This window comes from Lutimonas vermicola (assembly GCF_038433205.1).
Taxonomy (GTDB): domain Bacteria; phylum Bacteroidota; class Bacteroidia; order Flavobacteriales; family Flavobacteriaceae; genus Lutimonas; species Lutimonas vermicola.
The window spans coordinates 78,429-93,529 of sequence record NZ_JBCDNA010000003.1 but is presented as its reverse complement, the minus strand read 5'-3'; the positions used below and the strand labels follow the sequence as shown (position 1 = coordinate 93,529).

The window sequence follows — 15,101 nt, the reverse complement described above, 5'->3', positions numbered from 1 at the left end:
TCAATTTTTCTATAAATTATATTTTGTTTTCGACAAATGTTCTGTAAATGACCAACTGACTTGACTTCCAAAATGTTAAAAAATGTTAACCATGATTTGTTAATAATTAATAAAATTCCTTTTCCAATAGCTTGGCATTTATGTTAATTTTAGGTCGCGATTCAAATACAAAATTTAATTAAAATCATGGTGGAAGAAAAAATTACAAAAGGAAGTTATACGTATGAAGAAGTTCTAAATTGCTCATTATCATACTTTAAGGGTGATGAGTTGGCAGCAACAACCTGGATTAACAAGTATGCCCTAAAAAAGAGTGACGGAACGTATACAGAGCTTACACCAGATGACATGCATCAAAGAATGGCGAAAGAGTTTGGTCGTATTGAGGCAAAATACAATAAGGTTGAATCTCCGGTAGAAGGACTTTCAGTTTATGGTCGCAAAAGAAAGAAATCAACCGAAAAATTCATTTATAATTTATTTAAAGATTTTAAATATGTCATCCCGCAGGGGAGTGTGATGTTTGGTCTCGGAAATAATGAGATCATTGCCTCTTTGTCAAATTGTGTTGTGATTCCACCTGTTTATGATTCATATGGTGGAATTTTTTATACGGATCAGCAGATGGCCCAACTTTTTAAAAGAAGATGTGGCGTTGGTGTCGACCTTTCAGAATTACGTCCAAAAGACGCCAAAGTATCCAATGCAGCCGGAAGCACGACGGGTGCAGTCTCTTTTATGAACCGCTTTTCTGCCACAACCAGAGAAGTGGCTCAAAATGGTCGACGCGGGGCCTTGATGCTTACCATGGATATCGCCCATCCCGATATCGAAGAATTTATCACCATCAAGCAGGACTTAACCAAAGTTACCGGTGCAAATATTTCTGTACGACTGTCGGATGAATTTATGAAAGCTGTGGAAAACGAAGACACGTTTACCCTGAGATGGCCCATAGAATCAAAGGATCCTAAATATACCAAAGAAGTTGATGCCAAAGAGTTATGGAAAACGATTATTAAGAGCGCCCATAATACTGCCGAACCCGGCCTTATCTTTTGGGACAGGCAACACCATTATTCGACGTCCTCCCTGTATCCCGGTTTTAAAAATTCATCCACCAATCCTTGTTCTGAGATTGCCATGCAGGGTGGAGACAGCTGCAGGCTGATTGCCGTAAACTTATTTAGTTTTGTTGACCATCCTTTTACTGAAAAAGCAAAATTCAATCATAAGAAATTATATGAAGTAGTATATGAGAGCCAGCGCCTGATGGATGATCTGGTAGATCTTGAACTTGAGGCAGTAGATAAGATCCTCGATAAAATAGAAGGTGACCCTGAGCCTGACAAGATCAAGCAGAATGAGATCGAAACCTGGAAACTGCTTCAGGAAACAGGAAAAAAAGGACGTAGAACAGGCCTTGGTTTTACAGCCCTGGCGGATGCCATGGGAGCTCTTGGCTTAAAATTCGATTCTGCCGAGGCCATTCAGGAGGTTGACGGTATTATGAAAAGTAAAATGACTGCAGAATTTGACAGCAGCATTGATATGGCCATTGAAAGAGGTCAGTTTGAAGTTTTTAATCGAAACATTGAAGACACATCCGAATTCGTACAAATGCTCAGGGATGAATTTCCCGAACTCTATGCCCGTATGATGATTTACGGACGCCGAAATATTTCGATCAGCACAGTGGCTCCGACGGGGTCATTAAGCATGCTTGCGCAAGTCTCTTCGGGTATTGAACCGGTATTTATGACTTCTTATAAGAGAAGGAGAAAAATCAATCAGGATGATAAAAATGCAAGGGTCGATTTCGTTGACGATCTCGGAGATGCCTTTGAAGAATTTACCGTATACCATAAAAAAGTGGAAGAATGGATGAAGGTTACCGGTGAAACCGATATGAAAAAAAGCCCGTATGCAGGAGCAACGGCTTCTGAAATCGACTGGAAAAAAAGAGTTGAGTTACAGGCATTGGTTCAAAAGTACACAACACATTCAATCAGCTCGACTATTAATCTGGCAGCGGATGTGACGGAAGATCTGGTTGGAGACATTTACATGGATTCGTGGAAGAAGGGCCTTAAAGGTATTACAGTATACAGAGACGGATCAAGAAGCGGAATCCTGATTGCAGATGATAAAAAAGAATCTAAAGATTTAGGATACAAGAATGAAGGGCAATTCCCAAAAAGGCCAAGGAAGATCGAGGCCGATATTGTAAGGTTTCACAACGAATCTGAAAAATGGCTTGCAGTTGTTGGCCTGATCGATGAACGACCCTATGAAATATTTACCGGTAAGATGAAAGATGCATTTAACCTGCCGCAATGGCTCGAAAAGGGTTGGGTCATCAAAAACAGAGATGAGAATGGAGAAGCGAGATATGATTTTCAATATCTGGATAAAGAAGGGTATAAGATCACTATTGAAGGGCTTTCAAGATCTTTTGATAAGGAGTTCTGGAATTATGCAAAACTCATTTCAGGCATTCTCCGTCACAAAATGCCAATGCATTACGTAGTCGATCTTATTCAGAATTTAAACATGTATGATGACCATATCAATACCTGGAAAAATGGTGTTGCCAGGGCGCTAAAACGCTATGTTAAGGATGGTACGGCTGCCGTTGATAAAAAATGCGGTGAATGCGGCGATCCCGAAGGCGTTATTTATTCAGAAGGTTGTTTAAAATGCGTGAGCTGTGGTCATTCTAAATGCGGATGATGTCAAAACTCAAAAATTAATGGGTAGGGAATTTAAGAAAATAGTTTAATTTCCAGCGATTAAACTATTTTCTCCTTACGCCTTATTCAAAAGTCAGATTCAGAAAAATTCCGCGGGTTCCAAGAAAATCTATCGGGCCCGTCCAAGGACTGGAATATTGAGGATAATCAACCGGGTTCCTGTCATTGACCAATTCATTGTTTATGGCAAAAATGCCCCTGATAGAAGGTGTAAACTTAAAGAAGTACATATAAAAATCAACGCCTATACCTACTTCATACATAAAATTATGGGCAGTCATCCTAAACTCTCTTTCAAAATTATCTTTCCCGTTTTTTTCGTTGCTCGAAAAATTGTAATCATACGACACGCCTCCAATGACATAAGGCCTGATATTATTCAACCTGTTCGTACTTAATTTAAGGAGGAGGGGCAAGTGAAGGTAGGTACCGGCTACTTCTCTTACCGGATCAGTGGTGGAGTTTCCGTAAATGGGAATACCGTTCGGTGCTGCATCCAAATTCGGATCGATAAAAGTAATGGTTTTGGCATTCGACATCAGACCCGGCTCAAAACGCAGATTGATATTGTTGTGTAAACGGTAGTCAATCACAAAACCAATATTAAAGCCCAGGGAGGCATCGACTGAAACAAACATATCCTGCTCAGGAGTGGGGTTTACCGGTGAATTGGTGTCCAAACCGCTCTGATCAAAATAATTGATTTCAAAGCTGTTGTTGTTGATGCCTAAATAGTACCCAAAATGAAGGGCCCTTTTATCAAAATTAGGCAAATACTCTATCCTTTCCTTTTGAGCAAAAACGGATGGGATGGTTAAGGAGAGTATAAGACTGAATAAAACGAATCGCCTGTTCATGGTTTTATTTAATTGCATGATAAATTGTTGCTACGCCGAGGGTCTGAGGGTAAACTTCAGAACTATTAAACCCTGTTTTCAATAAAATATTGTTGAACTTTTCACCAAACGGAAAAGCCGCTGCAGATTCAGGTAAATAATCATAAGCACTCTTATCTTTTGAAAGAATTTTTCCAATAGTTGGAATGACATACTTTGAATAAAATTGAAAGCCCTGTTTTACCGGGAATTTAGTGGGTTGAGAGGTTTCAAGCACTATTAATGACCCCTCTGGTTTTAAAACCCTGTGGATCTCCTTGAGCCCCAACTCGAGGTTTTCAAAATTTCTAACACCAAAAGCAACTGTTATGGCATCAAAAGTTCCTTCGTCAAAGGGCAGCTCTTCGGAATCTCCGATCACCATGTCAACTTTTTCACTCAAGCCCTGGTCTTTTACTTTTTGTATACCGATGTTTAACATGCCGGGTGAGATATCAAGCCCGGTCACATCATGAATATCAGCTTTAGCCATCATAATGGCAAGGTCACCGGTTCCTGTTGCGATATCAAGTACTTTTTTGGCCTTGCCCTCCTTGACTAATGCTACAACATTTTTTCTCCAGCTGATATCGATCCCAAAGGTCAGGACCCTGTTCAAGAGGTCGTAATTAGCCGAAACATTGTCAAACATTTCGGTTACCTGTGCTTTTTTTCCAAGCTCAGAATCCTTGTATGGTGTCACTTTTTTTGACATCTGAAAATTTTGCGTAAAGATAGCGATTCAAAAATCATTTTGCACCATTGCTGTAAAAAAGCAATTTAAATGGCAAAACACTTGACAAAGGGTAGTTTGAGGTTGTATATTTGCAAGCATTTTAATTAAAAAAGAACTATGAAGTTATCTAATTTCCAATATACCCTTCCTGAAGGATTATTGGCCGAATACCCTTCTGAGCTTAGAGATGAAGCCAAATTAATGGTACTTAACAGAAAAGAAGGCAGCATCGAACACAAAACGTTTAAAGACCTGGTAGACTATTTTGACGAAGGAGATATATTGGTATTTAACAATACCAAAGTATTTCCCGCAAGACTTTACGGTAACAAAGAAAAGACCGGGGCAAGAATCGAAGTATTTTTATTGAGAGAATTGAATGCTGAGAGCAGGTTGTGGGACGTGTTGGTCGATCCGGCCAGGAAGATCAGGATTGGAAATAAATTATTTTTCGGGGAAGATAGTGGTTTGGTTGCTGAAGTGATTGATAACACCACTTCCAGAGGAAGAACACTCAGGTTTCTTTATGATGGTTCTTACGAAGAGTTCCGTAAGAAATTGAATGAAATGGGACAAACACCTCTGCCGAAATACATCAAAAGAGAAGTGGAAGCTTCTGATGAGGAAAGATACCAAACCATTTATGCCAAGCATGAAGGTGCCGTGGCAGCTCCAACTGCAGGACTCCATTTTTCGAAGCATTTGTTAAAGCGTTTGGAGATCAAAGGCGTTAATTTAAAAGAATTAACCCTTCACGTCGGATTGGGCACTTTTAACCCGGTTGAGGTAGAAGACCTTTCCAAGCACAGAATGGATTCTGAAGAAGTTTTCATTCCTGAAAACACCGCTGAAGCTGTGAACAAGGCCATCGATAATAAGAAAAGAGTTTGTGCTGTGGGAACTACTGTGATGCGTTCTATGGAAAGTTCTGTATCAGCAGATGCTCATTTAAAACCTTTTGAAGGATGGACCAATAAATTTATTTTCCCTCCCTACGATTTCAGTATAGCAAATTGCATGATCACAAATTTCCATACGCCAAAATCTACCCTTATGATGATGACCTCTGCTTTTGCAGGACATGATCTGTTGAAAAAAGCGTATCAGGAGGCCATTGAAAAAGGTTATAAATTCTATTCATATGGCGATGCCATGTTGATTATTTAAAAACCCGGATAAAATCTAAACGTCCGTTCAACTGTCAGCAGGCTGGTTGTCGGGCGTTTTTTTTATAGTTATGACGAAAAAAAAAGACATAAGATCCTTGACTAAAGAAGAACTGAGAAGCTTCTTTACCGAACACGGCATGAAGGCCTTTAGAGGCAATCAGGTATATGAATGGCTTTGGCACAAAGGAGCTCATGACTTTGATGGTATGACTAATATTTCTAAGGAAACAAGACAGTTCTTACTGGATCATTTTGTGATCAATCACATCGAAGTAGATGACATGCAGCAATCTTCTGACGGGACGATCAAAAATGCCATCCGATTGCACGACGGCCTTGTGGTGGAATCTGTTTTTATACCAACAACTACAAGAACCACTGCTTGTGTTTCGAGTCAGGTTGGTTGTAGTCTGAACTGTACCTTTTGTGCTACGGCCAGGTTAAAGAAAATGCGAAATCTGAATCCTGATGAAATCTACGATCAGGTAGTTGCCATCGACCGTCAGAGCAGGGCCTATAAAGGGCATAAATTAAACAACATCGTATTTATGGGTATGGGAGAACCCTTGCTCAATTATAAAAATGTTCTCAAATCAATTGAGATGATTACTTCTGATGAAGGGTTGGGGATGTCACCCAGAAGAATTACACTTTCAACGGTCGGATTACACAAAATGATCATAAAACTGGCTGATGATGAGGTCAAATTCAATTTAGCTGTTTCCCTTCATTCAGCCATAGATGAAGTGCGCTCAAAAATGATGCCCATCAATGATAAGTCGACACTTGCAGACTTGTTGCAGTCGCTTCAATATTGGTATGCCAAGACCAACAGGGTGGTCACTTTCGAATATGTGGTGTGGAAAGGCATCAATGATAAGAAAAAAGATATTGATGCTTTAGTGGCTTATTGTAAAAAAGTCCCATCGAAAGTAAATATCATCGAATATAACGCTATTGAAGAAGACGGTTTCGTCCAGGCTGATGAAGCAGCAATCGCTTATTATCAAAGAGAACTGGAAAGAAATAACATAACGGTCAATATAAGGCACAGCCGGGGTAAAGATATTGATGCAGCCTGCGGCCAGCTGGCCAACAAGAGCAGCGATTAGAAATTAAGCACCACACCGACGGGGCAATGGTCGCTGTGTTTCGCTTCAGGCAGGATAAAAGCCCTTTCAATATGATCTTTTAAAGGATGACTGGCCATACAATAGTCAATTCTCCAGCCCTTGTTGTTGTTTCTTGCATTTGCCCTGTAACTCCACCAACTGTAATGATGAGGCTCCTTGTTAAGATGCCTGAAGGTGTCTATAAATCCTGTACTGATAAAATTACCAATCCATTTTCTTTCCACAGGGAGAAATCCTGAGGTGTTTTTATTTTGTTTCGGGTTGTGTATATCGATCTCCTCGTGACAGATATTATAGTCTCCACAGATCAATAATTTTGGGATTTCTTTTTTTAAATCGTCTACATAGCCCTGGAATTCTGCCATATAATTGAGCTTAAAATCAAGTCTTGCATCATTAGTGCCTGAAGGAAGGTACAGGCTCATTACCGACACATGGTCAAAATCGAGCCTTAGGTTTCGGCCTTCAAAGTCCATAGTTTCAATCCCTGTCCCATATACCACTTTATTGGGTTCCAGTTTTGATAAAACGGCCACGCCGCTATAGCCTTTTTTTTCGGCTGAGAACCAATAATGATAGGGATACCCCAGCTTTTCAAAAGCTGCAAGATCCAGCTGATCTTTCTGTGCTTTTGTTTCTTGTATACAGATTACGTCAGGATTTGCGGCACTAAGCCAGTCTAAAAACCCTTTTTTTATCGCGGCACGTATACCATTTACATTATAGGAAAGTACTTTCATAAGCATTGTTTAGATCGCGGCAAATATCGTAAAAAAAAGGAAGATGTTCAACCAACTATTCCAGGATTGAAGTTGATCGTATAAGGGGCTTTGAATTTCGATAAAAACTAAGAGGGTACTGAGTTAAACAGTTAACGCCCTGGCAGCATATCACGCAGCTTTCTGCGCATGACTTTACCCGAAGCGGTGCGCGGAAGCATATCAACACCCAATAATTTTTCGACTTTAAACAAAGGGTTCAGATTTTCTTTGATGATTGATCTGGCTTCTTTTAGTTGTTGCTCATTGTTCAGGTTTGAGGGGAGCAATACAGCAAAGATGAACAGTTGACCTGGACCTCCATCAGCTGGTGAAACTGCTATAGCAGCACTTTCTTTGACAAATTCAAGTTGGTTAATCAATTCTTCTATCTGAATTGAACTGACTTTTATTCCTCCAAGGTTCATGGCGTCATCGGCCCTGCCCTGGGCCTTGTAATACCCGTTTTCCAATTGCACCAATTCATCACCATGCCTTCGCAATACCTTGCCCTTATAAGTTGGATTTCCTTTATAGTAGACCTCATAATGGTCCCTGTTGATCAGGGAATTTGACAATCCCAATATAGGCGGAATCAAAAACATTTCACCTTGTTTTGAAGGCTGGTTATTTTCGTCAAGGAGGATAAATTCACCTCCTAGCGCCTGTGTTGAAAAGGTACTCGCAATATTTGGCTGAACTACGGTACTGGTAACATAACCCCCGCCGATTTCGGTTCCTCCACAATATTCGATAACAGGTTTATTATTGGCAAGCTGCATCAGGTATGTCATTTCTTCAGGATTCGAAGCTTCCCCGGTAGAACTAAAGCATTTGATTGCCGACCAGTCAAACTGCTCCATTGTACCCGTATTCTTCCATTGCCTTACGATACTGGGAACAACCCCCAGCATACTCACTTTTGCGTCTTGTACAAACGAACCAAATGACGCTCCCATTGGTGCGCCATAGTTTAATGCGATAGTTGCTTTATTGATCAAACTGGCAAATATAAGCCAGGGGCCCATCATCCAACCGAGATTTGTAGGCCAGCACACTACGTCTCCACTTTGTATATTGTGATGGTAATAGCCGTCTGAGGCACTTTTTATAGGGGTGATATGCGTCCATGGAATTGCCTTGGGAGCTCCTGTGGTCCCTGAAGAAAAAAGTATCGTGATACTGTCTTCAGGATGTTGAATACATGACTCAAACTGTTCATTGCCAGAAATAAAATCGCTAAAAATTTGATCTCCGGGCCTGAGGCTTATGTTATCTGGATCGTTTGCTATAACTATTGTTTTCGGAGCATCAGCCTTTAATACCTTTTGGTACAAAGGCAATGATTTTCCGGCCCTTTTCAATACATCCTGTGTAAAAATGAGCTTCGGATCTGTGATCTTAATTCTGGTAGCGATTTCATTTGAACTAAAGCTGTCTGCAATTGTAACAACAGTAAGACCGGCTTTAATTCCCGCAAGATAGATGGCCACTGCCTCCATGGTCATTGACATATCGATTGCGATACGGTCGCCTGGCTTCAGACCGGCATCCCTGAGGCCATTGGCAATTCTGTTAAGGTATGCAAGCAGAGACGACTGGCTCATCTCAATGAGATCCCCCCCTTCTTCCTGGTAGATCAGTGCTATGGATTTATCAGAATTCTGAAAGCAGGAATCAACAATATTCAATTTTGCCCCCTTGAGCCAGGACGCTTGTTCAACTCCTTTTGACACATCAAGAAGGACCTTATACTTCTTATGGAAGTGTATCTGGAGATTTTCTATGGTTTGTCCCCAAAAGGCTTCTTTCTCTGAAGCTGACCATTTCCAGAAATCTATATATGACTCAAAATTATTCTTCAGCATCATCTTATAGATATTGCTGTTTTCCAATACATCATCTTCTGGATACCAGGAAGTATTCATCATATTTAGAAATCTATTTCATCACTCAGTTTCGGCTTCTTCTGATCGTCTTCTTTTTCATCTTCATCCTTTTCCTGATCGCAATCAACATTGATTGTCAGTGTTTCAGGTTTTTCAAATTCTTCCTTGCTGATATTTAAATCCTCATCGGCGTAATTCCGCTTCATATACAAGGCCCATATAGGCAAGGCCATGGAGGCGCCTTGTCCTCTGGTCAAATCCACGAAATGAACAGAGCGGTCTTCGGCTCCTACCCATACTCCTGTCGATAAATTCGGAACCAACCCGATAAACCAACCATCTGATTGATTTTGAGTAGTACCTGTTTTACCGGCAATTGGATTATCAAATTGATAGGGATATCCTGTTGCAACATTGTCGGGATATTTTGCGCCTGAAGTTCTCAGACGGATCCCGGAGCCATAGCGGGTTACCCCTTCCATTAAATTAATCGTGGTATAAGCGATGCTTTCACTGAGTACTTCACGGGTTTCCGGTGTAAATTCTTCAAGGATGGTGCCATTTTTATCTTCTATCCTCAAGATCATCATAGGCTTTACATACATACCTTTGTTCGCAAAAGTATTCAGGGCTCCAACCATTTCATAAAGGCTAAGATCAACCGTGCCCAAAGCTACAGAAGGTACAGCGGGTATTTCGGTTTCAACCCCGAGGTTTTTTGCCATTCTGACAACGTTTTGAGGTGTGGTCTGATCGATCAGGTTCGCGGAGATCACATTGATAGAATTTGCCAGGGCATTTTTTAACGACCGTAAACCTCCGTATTCATCTCCCGAATTTCTTGGTGTCCAGTCTTCTTCAAGGTGGTATTTTCCGGCAGGAATGGTATAAGGTGTATTTGGGAATTCATCACAGGGAGAAAGCCCTAACTGATTGATGGCGGTGGCATAAACAAAAGGTTTGAACGTTGAGCCTACCTGTCTTTTACCCTGCTTTACGTGGTCGTATTGAAAATATTTATAATCAATGCCGCCTACCCAAGCTTTTACGTGTCCCGTGGTGGGATCGGTCGACAATAAACCCGATTGGAGAATAGATTTATTGTACCTGATAGAATCATAAGGCGTGAGTACGGTATCGATTTCTCCTTTCCAGGAAAACACTTTCATCGGTGTTTCTACAAAAAACGATGCCTTGATGTCCTTTTCGGGAACATCATTCTTTTTCATTTTTCTCCATCGTTCGCTCCTTTTCATGGACGAAAGCATCGTGCTTTCAATCTGTTCCTCTTCGAGGTCATAAAACGGGGCAGTTTTATTATTCTTCTGTTGCTTAAAGAAGATTTGTTGCAAATTTGTCAGGTGCTCGGCCATTGCTTCTTCTGCATTCTTTTGCAATCTCGAATCGAGCGTGACATAGATTTTGAGGCCGTCACGGTAAATATTATAGCTTTCTCCATTGGGTTTTGGATGTTCTTTCATCCAGCTTCTCATGAATTCACGAACATATTCTCTGAAATAAGTGGCCGTTCCGTCACTATGGCCTTCAAGATTAATATCCAGTTCAAGAGGCAGCTTTTGGAGGGAATCTTTTTCCTTTTCGCTGATAAATTCATTTCTCAGCATTTGACCCAGCACTACGTTTCTCCTCTGAGTCACCATTTCAGGACGTCTCATTGGATTGTAGAGCGAAGAATTCTTAAGCATACCCACAAGCATTGCAGATTGTTCAATGCTTAGTTCGTTTGGCTCCCTGCCAAAGTGAATCCTGCTGGCAGATCTTATTCCTACTGCATTATGGCCGAAATCATATTTATTGAAATACATGGTGATGATCTCGTTCTTGGTATATTGCTTCTCCAGCCTGATGGCAATCACCCATTCTTTAACTTTTTGGATCAACCTTTTAGCGATGTTACCGGAAGCTTTTTTTGTAAACAACATTTTTGCAAGTTGTTGGGTAATGGTACTTGCCCCGCCATCTTTTCCAAATTTTGCCGCTGCTCTTGCAGTACTTTGAAAATCAATTCCCGAGTGTTCGTAAAACCGCTCATCTTCAGTGGCAATCAGGGCTTCAATAAGGTTTTCGGGTAATTCGCTAAACTTAACAGGAGTTCTATTCTCCCTGTAATATTTACCCAAGGTTTCCCCATCGATCGAAATAACTTCGGTGGCAAGGTTATTCTCCGGGTTTTCTAATTCTTCAAAAGTGGGTAGTTTTCCGAATACGTCGAGCGCGGCGAGTAAAAAGAGGATAAACAAAAATACCAATCCCCCAAGGAATAATCTCCAAATCCATTTGGTGTATCCGCTTACACCTGACTTTTGACTTTTCTGAGCCATTAGTTTAGTTTTTCAATTTGTAATCCAACATCAGTGATGCCGTTAAGTGTCTCAAGCCCTTCAATATCCCTTGTTTTTCTCATGGCTTGCTGTACCGAAACATCATATTCTCCTATTAACGTAAAGGTCACATTGGTTTTATATTCCAATTTGTTTTCCTTGATATCGGTTATTCCCGTTCCAAGAAAACGGCCTTCCGGACTTGTCATTTCGTACTCCAAAGTATCGACGACCTGATAATTATTAGGAAACCTGATCCCAACAATCAGAAACAGGTTACTGAATTCATAATCCTTGTTGTTTCGAAGTGTAACATACAGATTATTTTTCGATACCGTATCGATCGAACTAACCTTAAAATTAATAATGGAATCCTTGTGCCATTGACTGTTTTCAATCGGTACGTATTGGTTATAGATAGTATCGCTGTTACAAGATGTCATATAAGTTATAACGATAAAAACTAAAAATATTCTTCCGAAGACCATAGCTTTCTTCATCCTATGAAAGTTCATTCTCACTTATTCTTTTTTTGAAGATTTTTTTTATTATTTCTAAAATTCCGGTTGTTTTTTCGATTCCGCTTCTTTTTGAATTTTGGCTTGTCAAATCTGGTAAGGCTGTCCTGTCCTACAACATCCGTGAAGTTCGATGCTTCGATAGCGTCAAATTCCAGTTCCAGTGAATATTCCTCCAAACTGCTCACTTTGGTATTTCCCTTATTTAGTTTGATAATCTCATTGGTTTGTTCTACCGTTAGTTTATGCCATGTAATAGGGTTTTCTTTATAGGCATACCACATCCATCCTTTAAAAATATCCATTTTTTGAAAAATGGCAGGTCCCTTTTCAGTTTGTAACCAGATATTTGGTTTTGGGAATGACTTTAATGCGTCCATATAAGAATCCAGCTCATAATTAAGACAACATTTGAGCTTTCCACACTGACCGGCCAGTTTTTGCGGATTCAGTGATAATTGCTGGTAACGGGCGGCAGAAGTACTTACAGACCTAAAATCGGTTAACCAGGTTGAACAACAAAGTTCTCTCCCGCACGAACCAATTCCTCCCAGGCGCGAAGCCTCCTGTCTTAAACCGACCTGCTTCATTTCAACACGAAGACTAAAGGTACCGGCAAGTTCTCTTATCAGCTGCCTGAAATCAACCCTGTCATCCGCTGTATAATAAAAAGTAGCCTTGTTGCCATCACCCTGAAATTCAACATCAGACAGCTTCATTTTTAAACCAAGCCTGCTGATAATAAGCCTTGATTTTTTCTGAACTTCTTTTTCTTTATTTCGAGCCGTTGTCCATATTTCTATGTCTTTTTCAGAAGCTTTTCTGTAAATCTGCTTTATGTCCTCGTTATCTGATGAAACTTTTTTCTTGCGCATCTGAACCTTTACAAGTTCGCCTGTTAGGGAAACCACGCCAATATCATGTCCCGGGGAGGTTTCAACCGCTACTACATCGCCGATGCATAACTGAAGTTCCTTTGTGTTTCTGTAAAAGCCCTTTCGTCCGTTTTTAAACCTGATTTCGGCAATATCAAAAGGTTTTTGGCCGTCGGGCAAAGACATATTGGCCAGCCAGTCAAAAACGTTCATTTTATCACAACTGCCTGAGGCACAGGCACCGTTGTTTTTACAGCCCAGAGGCAATCCATCTATAGAGGATGAGCAAGAAGTACAGCTCATAATATGTTAATATTTTTGAATTGAGATCAGTAATTGCCTGATATTTAACTATTTCAATCATCATTTTTCGTTTGCTCCATACAAACTTCCATTAGGCAACTTCTCAATATAGGTTCGAAAAAATTTAGGTAAATATACTCAATAATGACAAACTAAAAACATCAGCGAGGATTAATCAGACAGGAGCTTATTTTTCTTTTACACTGATGATATTTACAGGGCATGCCTCTTTGGCCTTTGTTACGTTTTCCAAAATAGACATATCGGGAGATTTTATGGTAAAAAAGCCCTTTTTATCATTGGAATGCAACAATACAGATTTTCCGTCTTTTTTCGACATCTGAAATTGCTTGGGGGCCAGTTCAACGCAATAGTTGCAACCGATGCATTTTTTTCTTTGTAAGGTAATGATGACCATGAGCTGTTTTGCGATTCATAAATGTTAAACCTTCAGATCACTACTATGAATCTGATTCTGGTTATTTTTTGCAAAAATAGGTTTTTTCAAACTATCATTGACTTTGAAATTAGTGCTGCTTTGTCGGTGTAAATCCTAACTTTTTGTTTTCTTTGTACATTAAGATAAAATCGGATGCTATTTTCAGACATCATCGGGCAAGAACATATCAAGCACCACTTGATAAAAACTGTTGAGAATTCCAGAATTCCTCACGCCCAGTTATTTATTGCCCCTACAGGAAGTGGTGTGCTACCTATGGCCATAGCATATGCCCAATATATTCTTTGTAAGAATTCAAATGGAGAGAATAACAATGGTAATGCATCCTGTAATCTGAAATTTGAAAAATTGGGGCATCCTGACCTTCATTTTGCCTTTCCCGTGACGACCAACGAAAAGATTAAAAAGCATCCGACGAGTAATGACTTTATGCAAGAATGGAGGCAGTTTGTGAAAGAGACGCCTTATGGAAGCTTGTTTAACTGGTATCAGTTACTGGGTATTGAGAATAAACAGGGTCAAATAGGAGTTGATGAGGCAGAGGAGATCGTTAAGAAATTGATCCTGAAGCCATATGAAGGAGGGTATAAAGTGATGATCATCTGGATGGCCGATAAAATGAATGCCTCTGCTTCGAATAAATTATTAAAATTAATTGAGGAACCGCCCGAGCGAACCTTGTTTATATTGATTGCTGAAAATGAGGAGCGGATCATTAAAACCATATTATCGAGGTGTCAGGTACTGCATTTTCAACCTCTTACCGAGTATAATATTATTGATACACTTGTCAAAAAACACCAGGTTGAAGAAAATCAGGCCATAAAAATTGCCCAGCAAAGTAACGGTAACTGGAACAAGGCACTGCATCTTTTGCATCATGACGATAATGAACTGGCCTTTGAAAGGTGGTTTATTACATGGGTTAGAGCAGCATTCAGGGCCAAAGGAAATGCCAGTGTTGTTCAGGATCTCATTACCTGGAGTGAAGAAATCGCCAAAACAGGCAGGGAAACTCAAAAAAGATTTTTAAAATATTGCTCGCATTTTTTCAGGCAGGCCTTGCTTACAAATTACAATGCCTCTTCATTGGTTTTCTTTGAATCGTATGAAAACAATTTTGATCTGGAAAAATTTGCGCCATTTATTCATGGAGCCAATATTGAAGATATCAACCTGGCCATCGAAGATGCCATATACCACATTGAAAGAAACGGGAACGCCAAGATCATCCTTCTTGACCTGTCTATGCAACTGACAAGGTTTTTACATCAAAAGGAGGAACATTAA

At 40.1% G+C, this 15,101-nt stretch carries 12 protein-coding genes; 4 read left to right on the top strand and 8 right to left on the bottom strand.

Annotated features, from left to right (window positions below):
* Positions 1 to 186: 186 nt before the first annotated feature.
* Positions 187 to 2,733: an adenosylcobalamin-dependent ribonucleoside-diphosphate reductase gene (locus tag AABB81_RS12360; protein ID WP_342160860.1), complete on the top strand. Its 2,547-nt coding sequence runs from the start codon at positions 187 to 189 to the stop codon at positions 2,731 to 2,733.
* 82 nt (positions 2,734 to 2,815) lie between these two features.
* Here the strand turns inward: AABB81_RS12360 and porT are convergent, their stop codons facing one another.
* Positions 2,816 to 3,628, bottom strand: coding sequence for a type IX secretion/gliding motility protein PorT/SprT (gene porT / locus AABB81_RS12355; RefSeq protein ID WP_342160859.1), 813 nt, complete (start codon positions 3,626 to 3,628; stop codon positions 2,816 to 2,818).
* Positions 3,615 to 4,343: a bifunctional demethylmenaquinone methyltransferase/2-methoxy-6-polyprenyl-1,4-benzoquinol methylase UbiE gene (ubiE, locus tag AABB81_RS12350; protein WP_342160858.1), complete on the bottom strand. Its 729-nt coding sequence runs from the start codon at positions 4,341 to 4,343 to the stop codon at positions 3,615 to 3,617. Before ubiE ends, porT begins: the two co-directional genes overlap by 14 nt.
* A 138-nt stretch (positions 4,344 to 4,481) precedes the next feature.
* Here ubiE and queA point away from each other — a divergent pair, with 138 nt between their 5' ends.
* On the top strand, positions 4,482 to 5,531 hold the full coding sequence (gene queA / locus AABB81_RS12345; protein ID WP_342160857.1) for a tRNA preQ1(34) S-adenosylmethionine ribosyltransferase-isomerase QueA: 1,050 nt from the start codon (positions 4,482 to 4,484) through the stop codon (positions 5,529 to 5,531).
* Between the two features lie 70 nt (positions 5,532 to 5,601).
* Positions 5,602 to 6,645, top strand: a complete 1,044-nt coding sequence (gene rlmN, locus AABB81_RS12340; protein ID WP_342160856.1) for a dual-specificity RNA methyltransferase RlmN — start codon at positions 5,602 to 5,604, stop codon at positions 6,643 to 6,645.
* Here rlmN and AABB81_RS12335 read toward each other — a convergent pair.
* The 6 genes from AABB81_RS12335 to AABB81_RS12310 form a co-directional block, all read right to left on the bottom strand.
* Positions 6,642 to 7,406 carry an exodeoxyribonuclease III gene (locus AABB81_RS12335; protein WP_342160855.1) on the bottom strand — a complete coding sequence of 255 codons (765 nt, stop codon included), beginning with the start codon at positions 7,404 to 7,406 and terminating at the stop codon, positions 6,642 to 6,644. The genes rlmN and AABB81_RS12335 overlap by 4 nt on opposite strands.
* 131 nt (positions 7,407 to 7,537) lie before the next feature.
* On the bottom strand, positions 7,538 to 9,355 hold the full coding sequence (locus tag AABB81_RS12330; RefSeq protein ID WP_342160854.1) for an AMP-binding protein: 1,818 nt from the start codon (positions 9,353 to 9,355) through the stop codon (positions 7,538 to 7,540).
* 2 nt (positions 9,356 to 9,357) lie between these two features.
* Entirely contained in the window at positions 9,358 to 11,655 is a 2,298-nt protein-coding gene (locus AABB81_RS12325; protein ID WP_342160853.1) for a penicillin-binding protein 1A, read from the bottom strand.
* Positions 11,655 to 12,155: a gliding motility lipoprotein GldH gene (locus tag AABB81_RS12320; protein WP_342160852.1), complete on the bottom strand. Its 501-nt coding sequence runs from the start codon at positions 12,153 to 12,155 to the stop codon at positions 11,655 to 11,657. The genes AABB81_RS12325 and AABB81_RS12320 overlap by 1 nt, the downstream gene beginning before the upstream one ends.
* 17 nt (positions 12,156 to 12,172) lie before the next feature.
* Entirely contained in the window at positions 12,173 to 13,351 is a 1,179-nt protein-coding gene (locus AABB81_RS12315) for a PSP1 domain-containing protein (protein ID WP_342160851.1), read from the bottom strand.
* Positions 13,352 to 13,538: 187 nt separating this feature from the next.
* The gene (locus AABB81_RS12310) at positions 13,539 to 13,769 is read right to left on the bottom strand and encodes a ferredoxin (protein WP_342160850.1); all 231 of its coding nucleotides are present in this window, start codon (positions 13,767 to 13,769) and stop codon (positions 13,539 to 13,541) included.
* Positions 13,770 to 13,943: 174 nt separating this feature from the next.
* Between AABB81_RS12310 and AABB81_RS12305 the strand changes: the two genes are divergently transcribed.
* Positions 13,944 to 15,101, top strand: a complete 1,158-nt coding sequence (locus tag AABB81_RS12305) for a DNA polymerase III subunit (RefSeq protein ID WP_342160849.1) — start codon at positions 13,944 to 13,946, stop codon at positions 15,099 to 15,101.

Coding starts and splice junctions, on each gene's coding strand:
- AABB81_RS12325 (WP_342160853.1), bottom strand. CDS start 11,655: ATGGCTCAGAAAAGTCAAAAGTCAGGTGTAAGCGGATACACCAAATGG.
- porT (WP_342160859.1), bottom strand. CDS start 3,628: ATGCAATTAAATAAAACCATGAACAGGCGATTCGTTTTATTCAGTCTT.
- AABB81_RS12335 (WP_342160855.1), bottom strand. CDS start 7,406: ATGAAAGTACTTTCCTATAATGTAAATGGTATACGTGCCGCGATAAAA.
- AABB81_RS12315 (WP_342160851.1), bottom strand. CDS start 13,351: ATGAGCTGTACTTCTTGCTCATCCTCTATAGATGGATTGCCTCTGGGC.
- AABB81_RS12305 (WP_342160849.1), top strand. CDS start 13,944: ATGCTATTTTCAGACATCATCGGGCAAGAACATATCAAGCACCACTTG.
- AABB81_RS12360 (WP_342160860.1), top strand. CDS start 187: ATGGTGGAAGAAAAAATTACAAAAGGAAGTTATACGTATGAAGAAGTT.
- queA (WP_342160857.1), top strand. CDS start 4,482: ATGAAGTTATCTAATTTCCAATATACCCTTCCTGAAGGATTATTGGCC.
- AABB81_RS12320 (WP_342160852.1), bottom strand. CDS start 12,155: ATGAAGAAAGCTATGGTCTTCGGAAGAATATTTTTAGTTTTTATCGTT.
- AABB81_RS12310 (WP_342160850.1), bottom strand. CDS start 13,769: ATGGTCATCATTACCTTACAAAGAAAAAAATGCATCGGTTGCAACTAT.
- ubiE (WP_342160858.1), bottom strand. CDS start 4,343: ATGTCAAAAAAAGTGACACCATACAAGGATTCTGAGCTTGGAAAAAAA.
- rlmN (WP_342160856.1), top strand. CDS start 5,602: ATGACGAAAAAAAAAGACATAAGATCCTTGACTAAAGAAGAACTGAGA.
- AABB81_RS12330 (WP_342160854.1), bottom strand. CDS start 9,355: ATGATGAATACTTCCTGGTATCCAGAAGATGATGTATTGGAAAACAGC.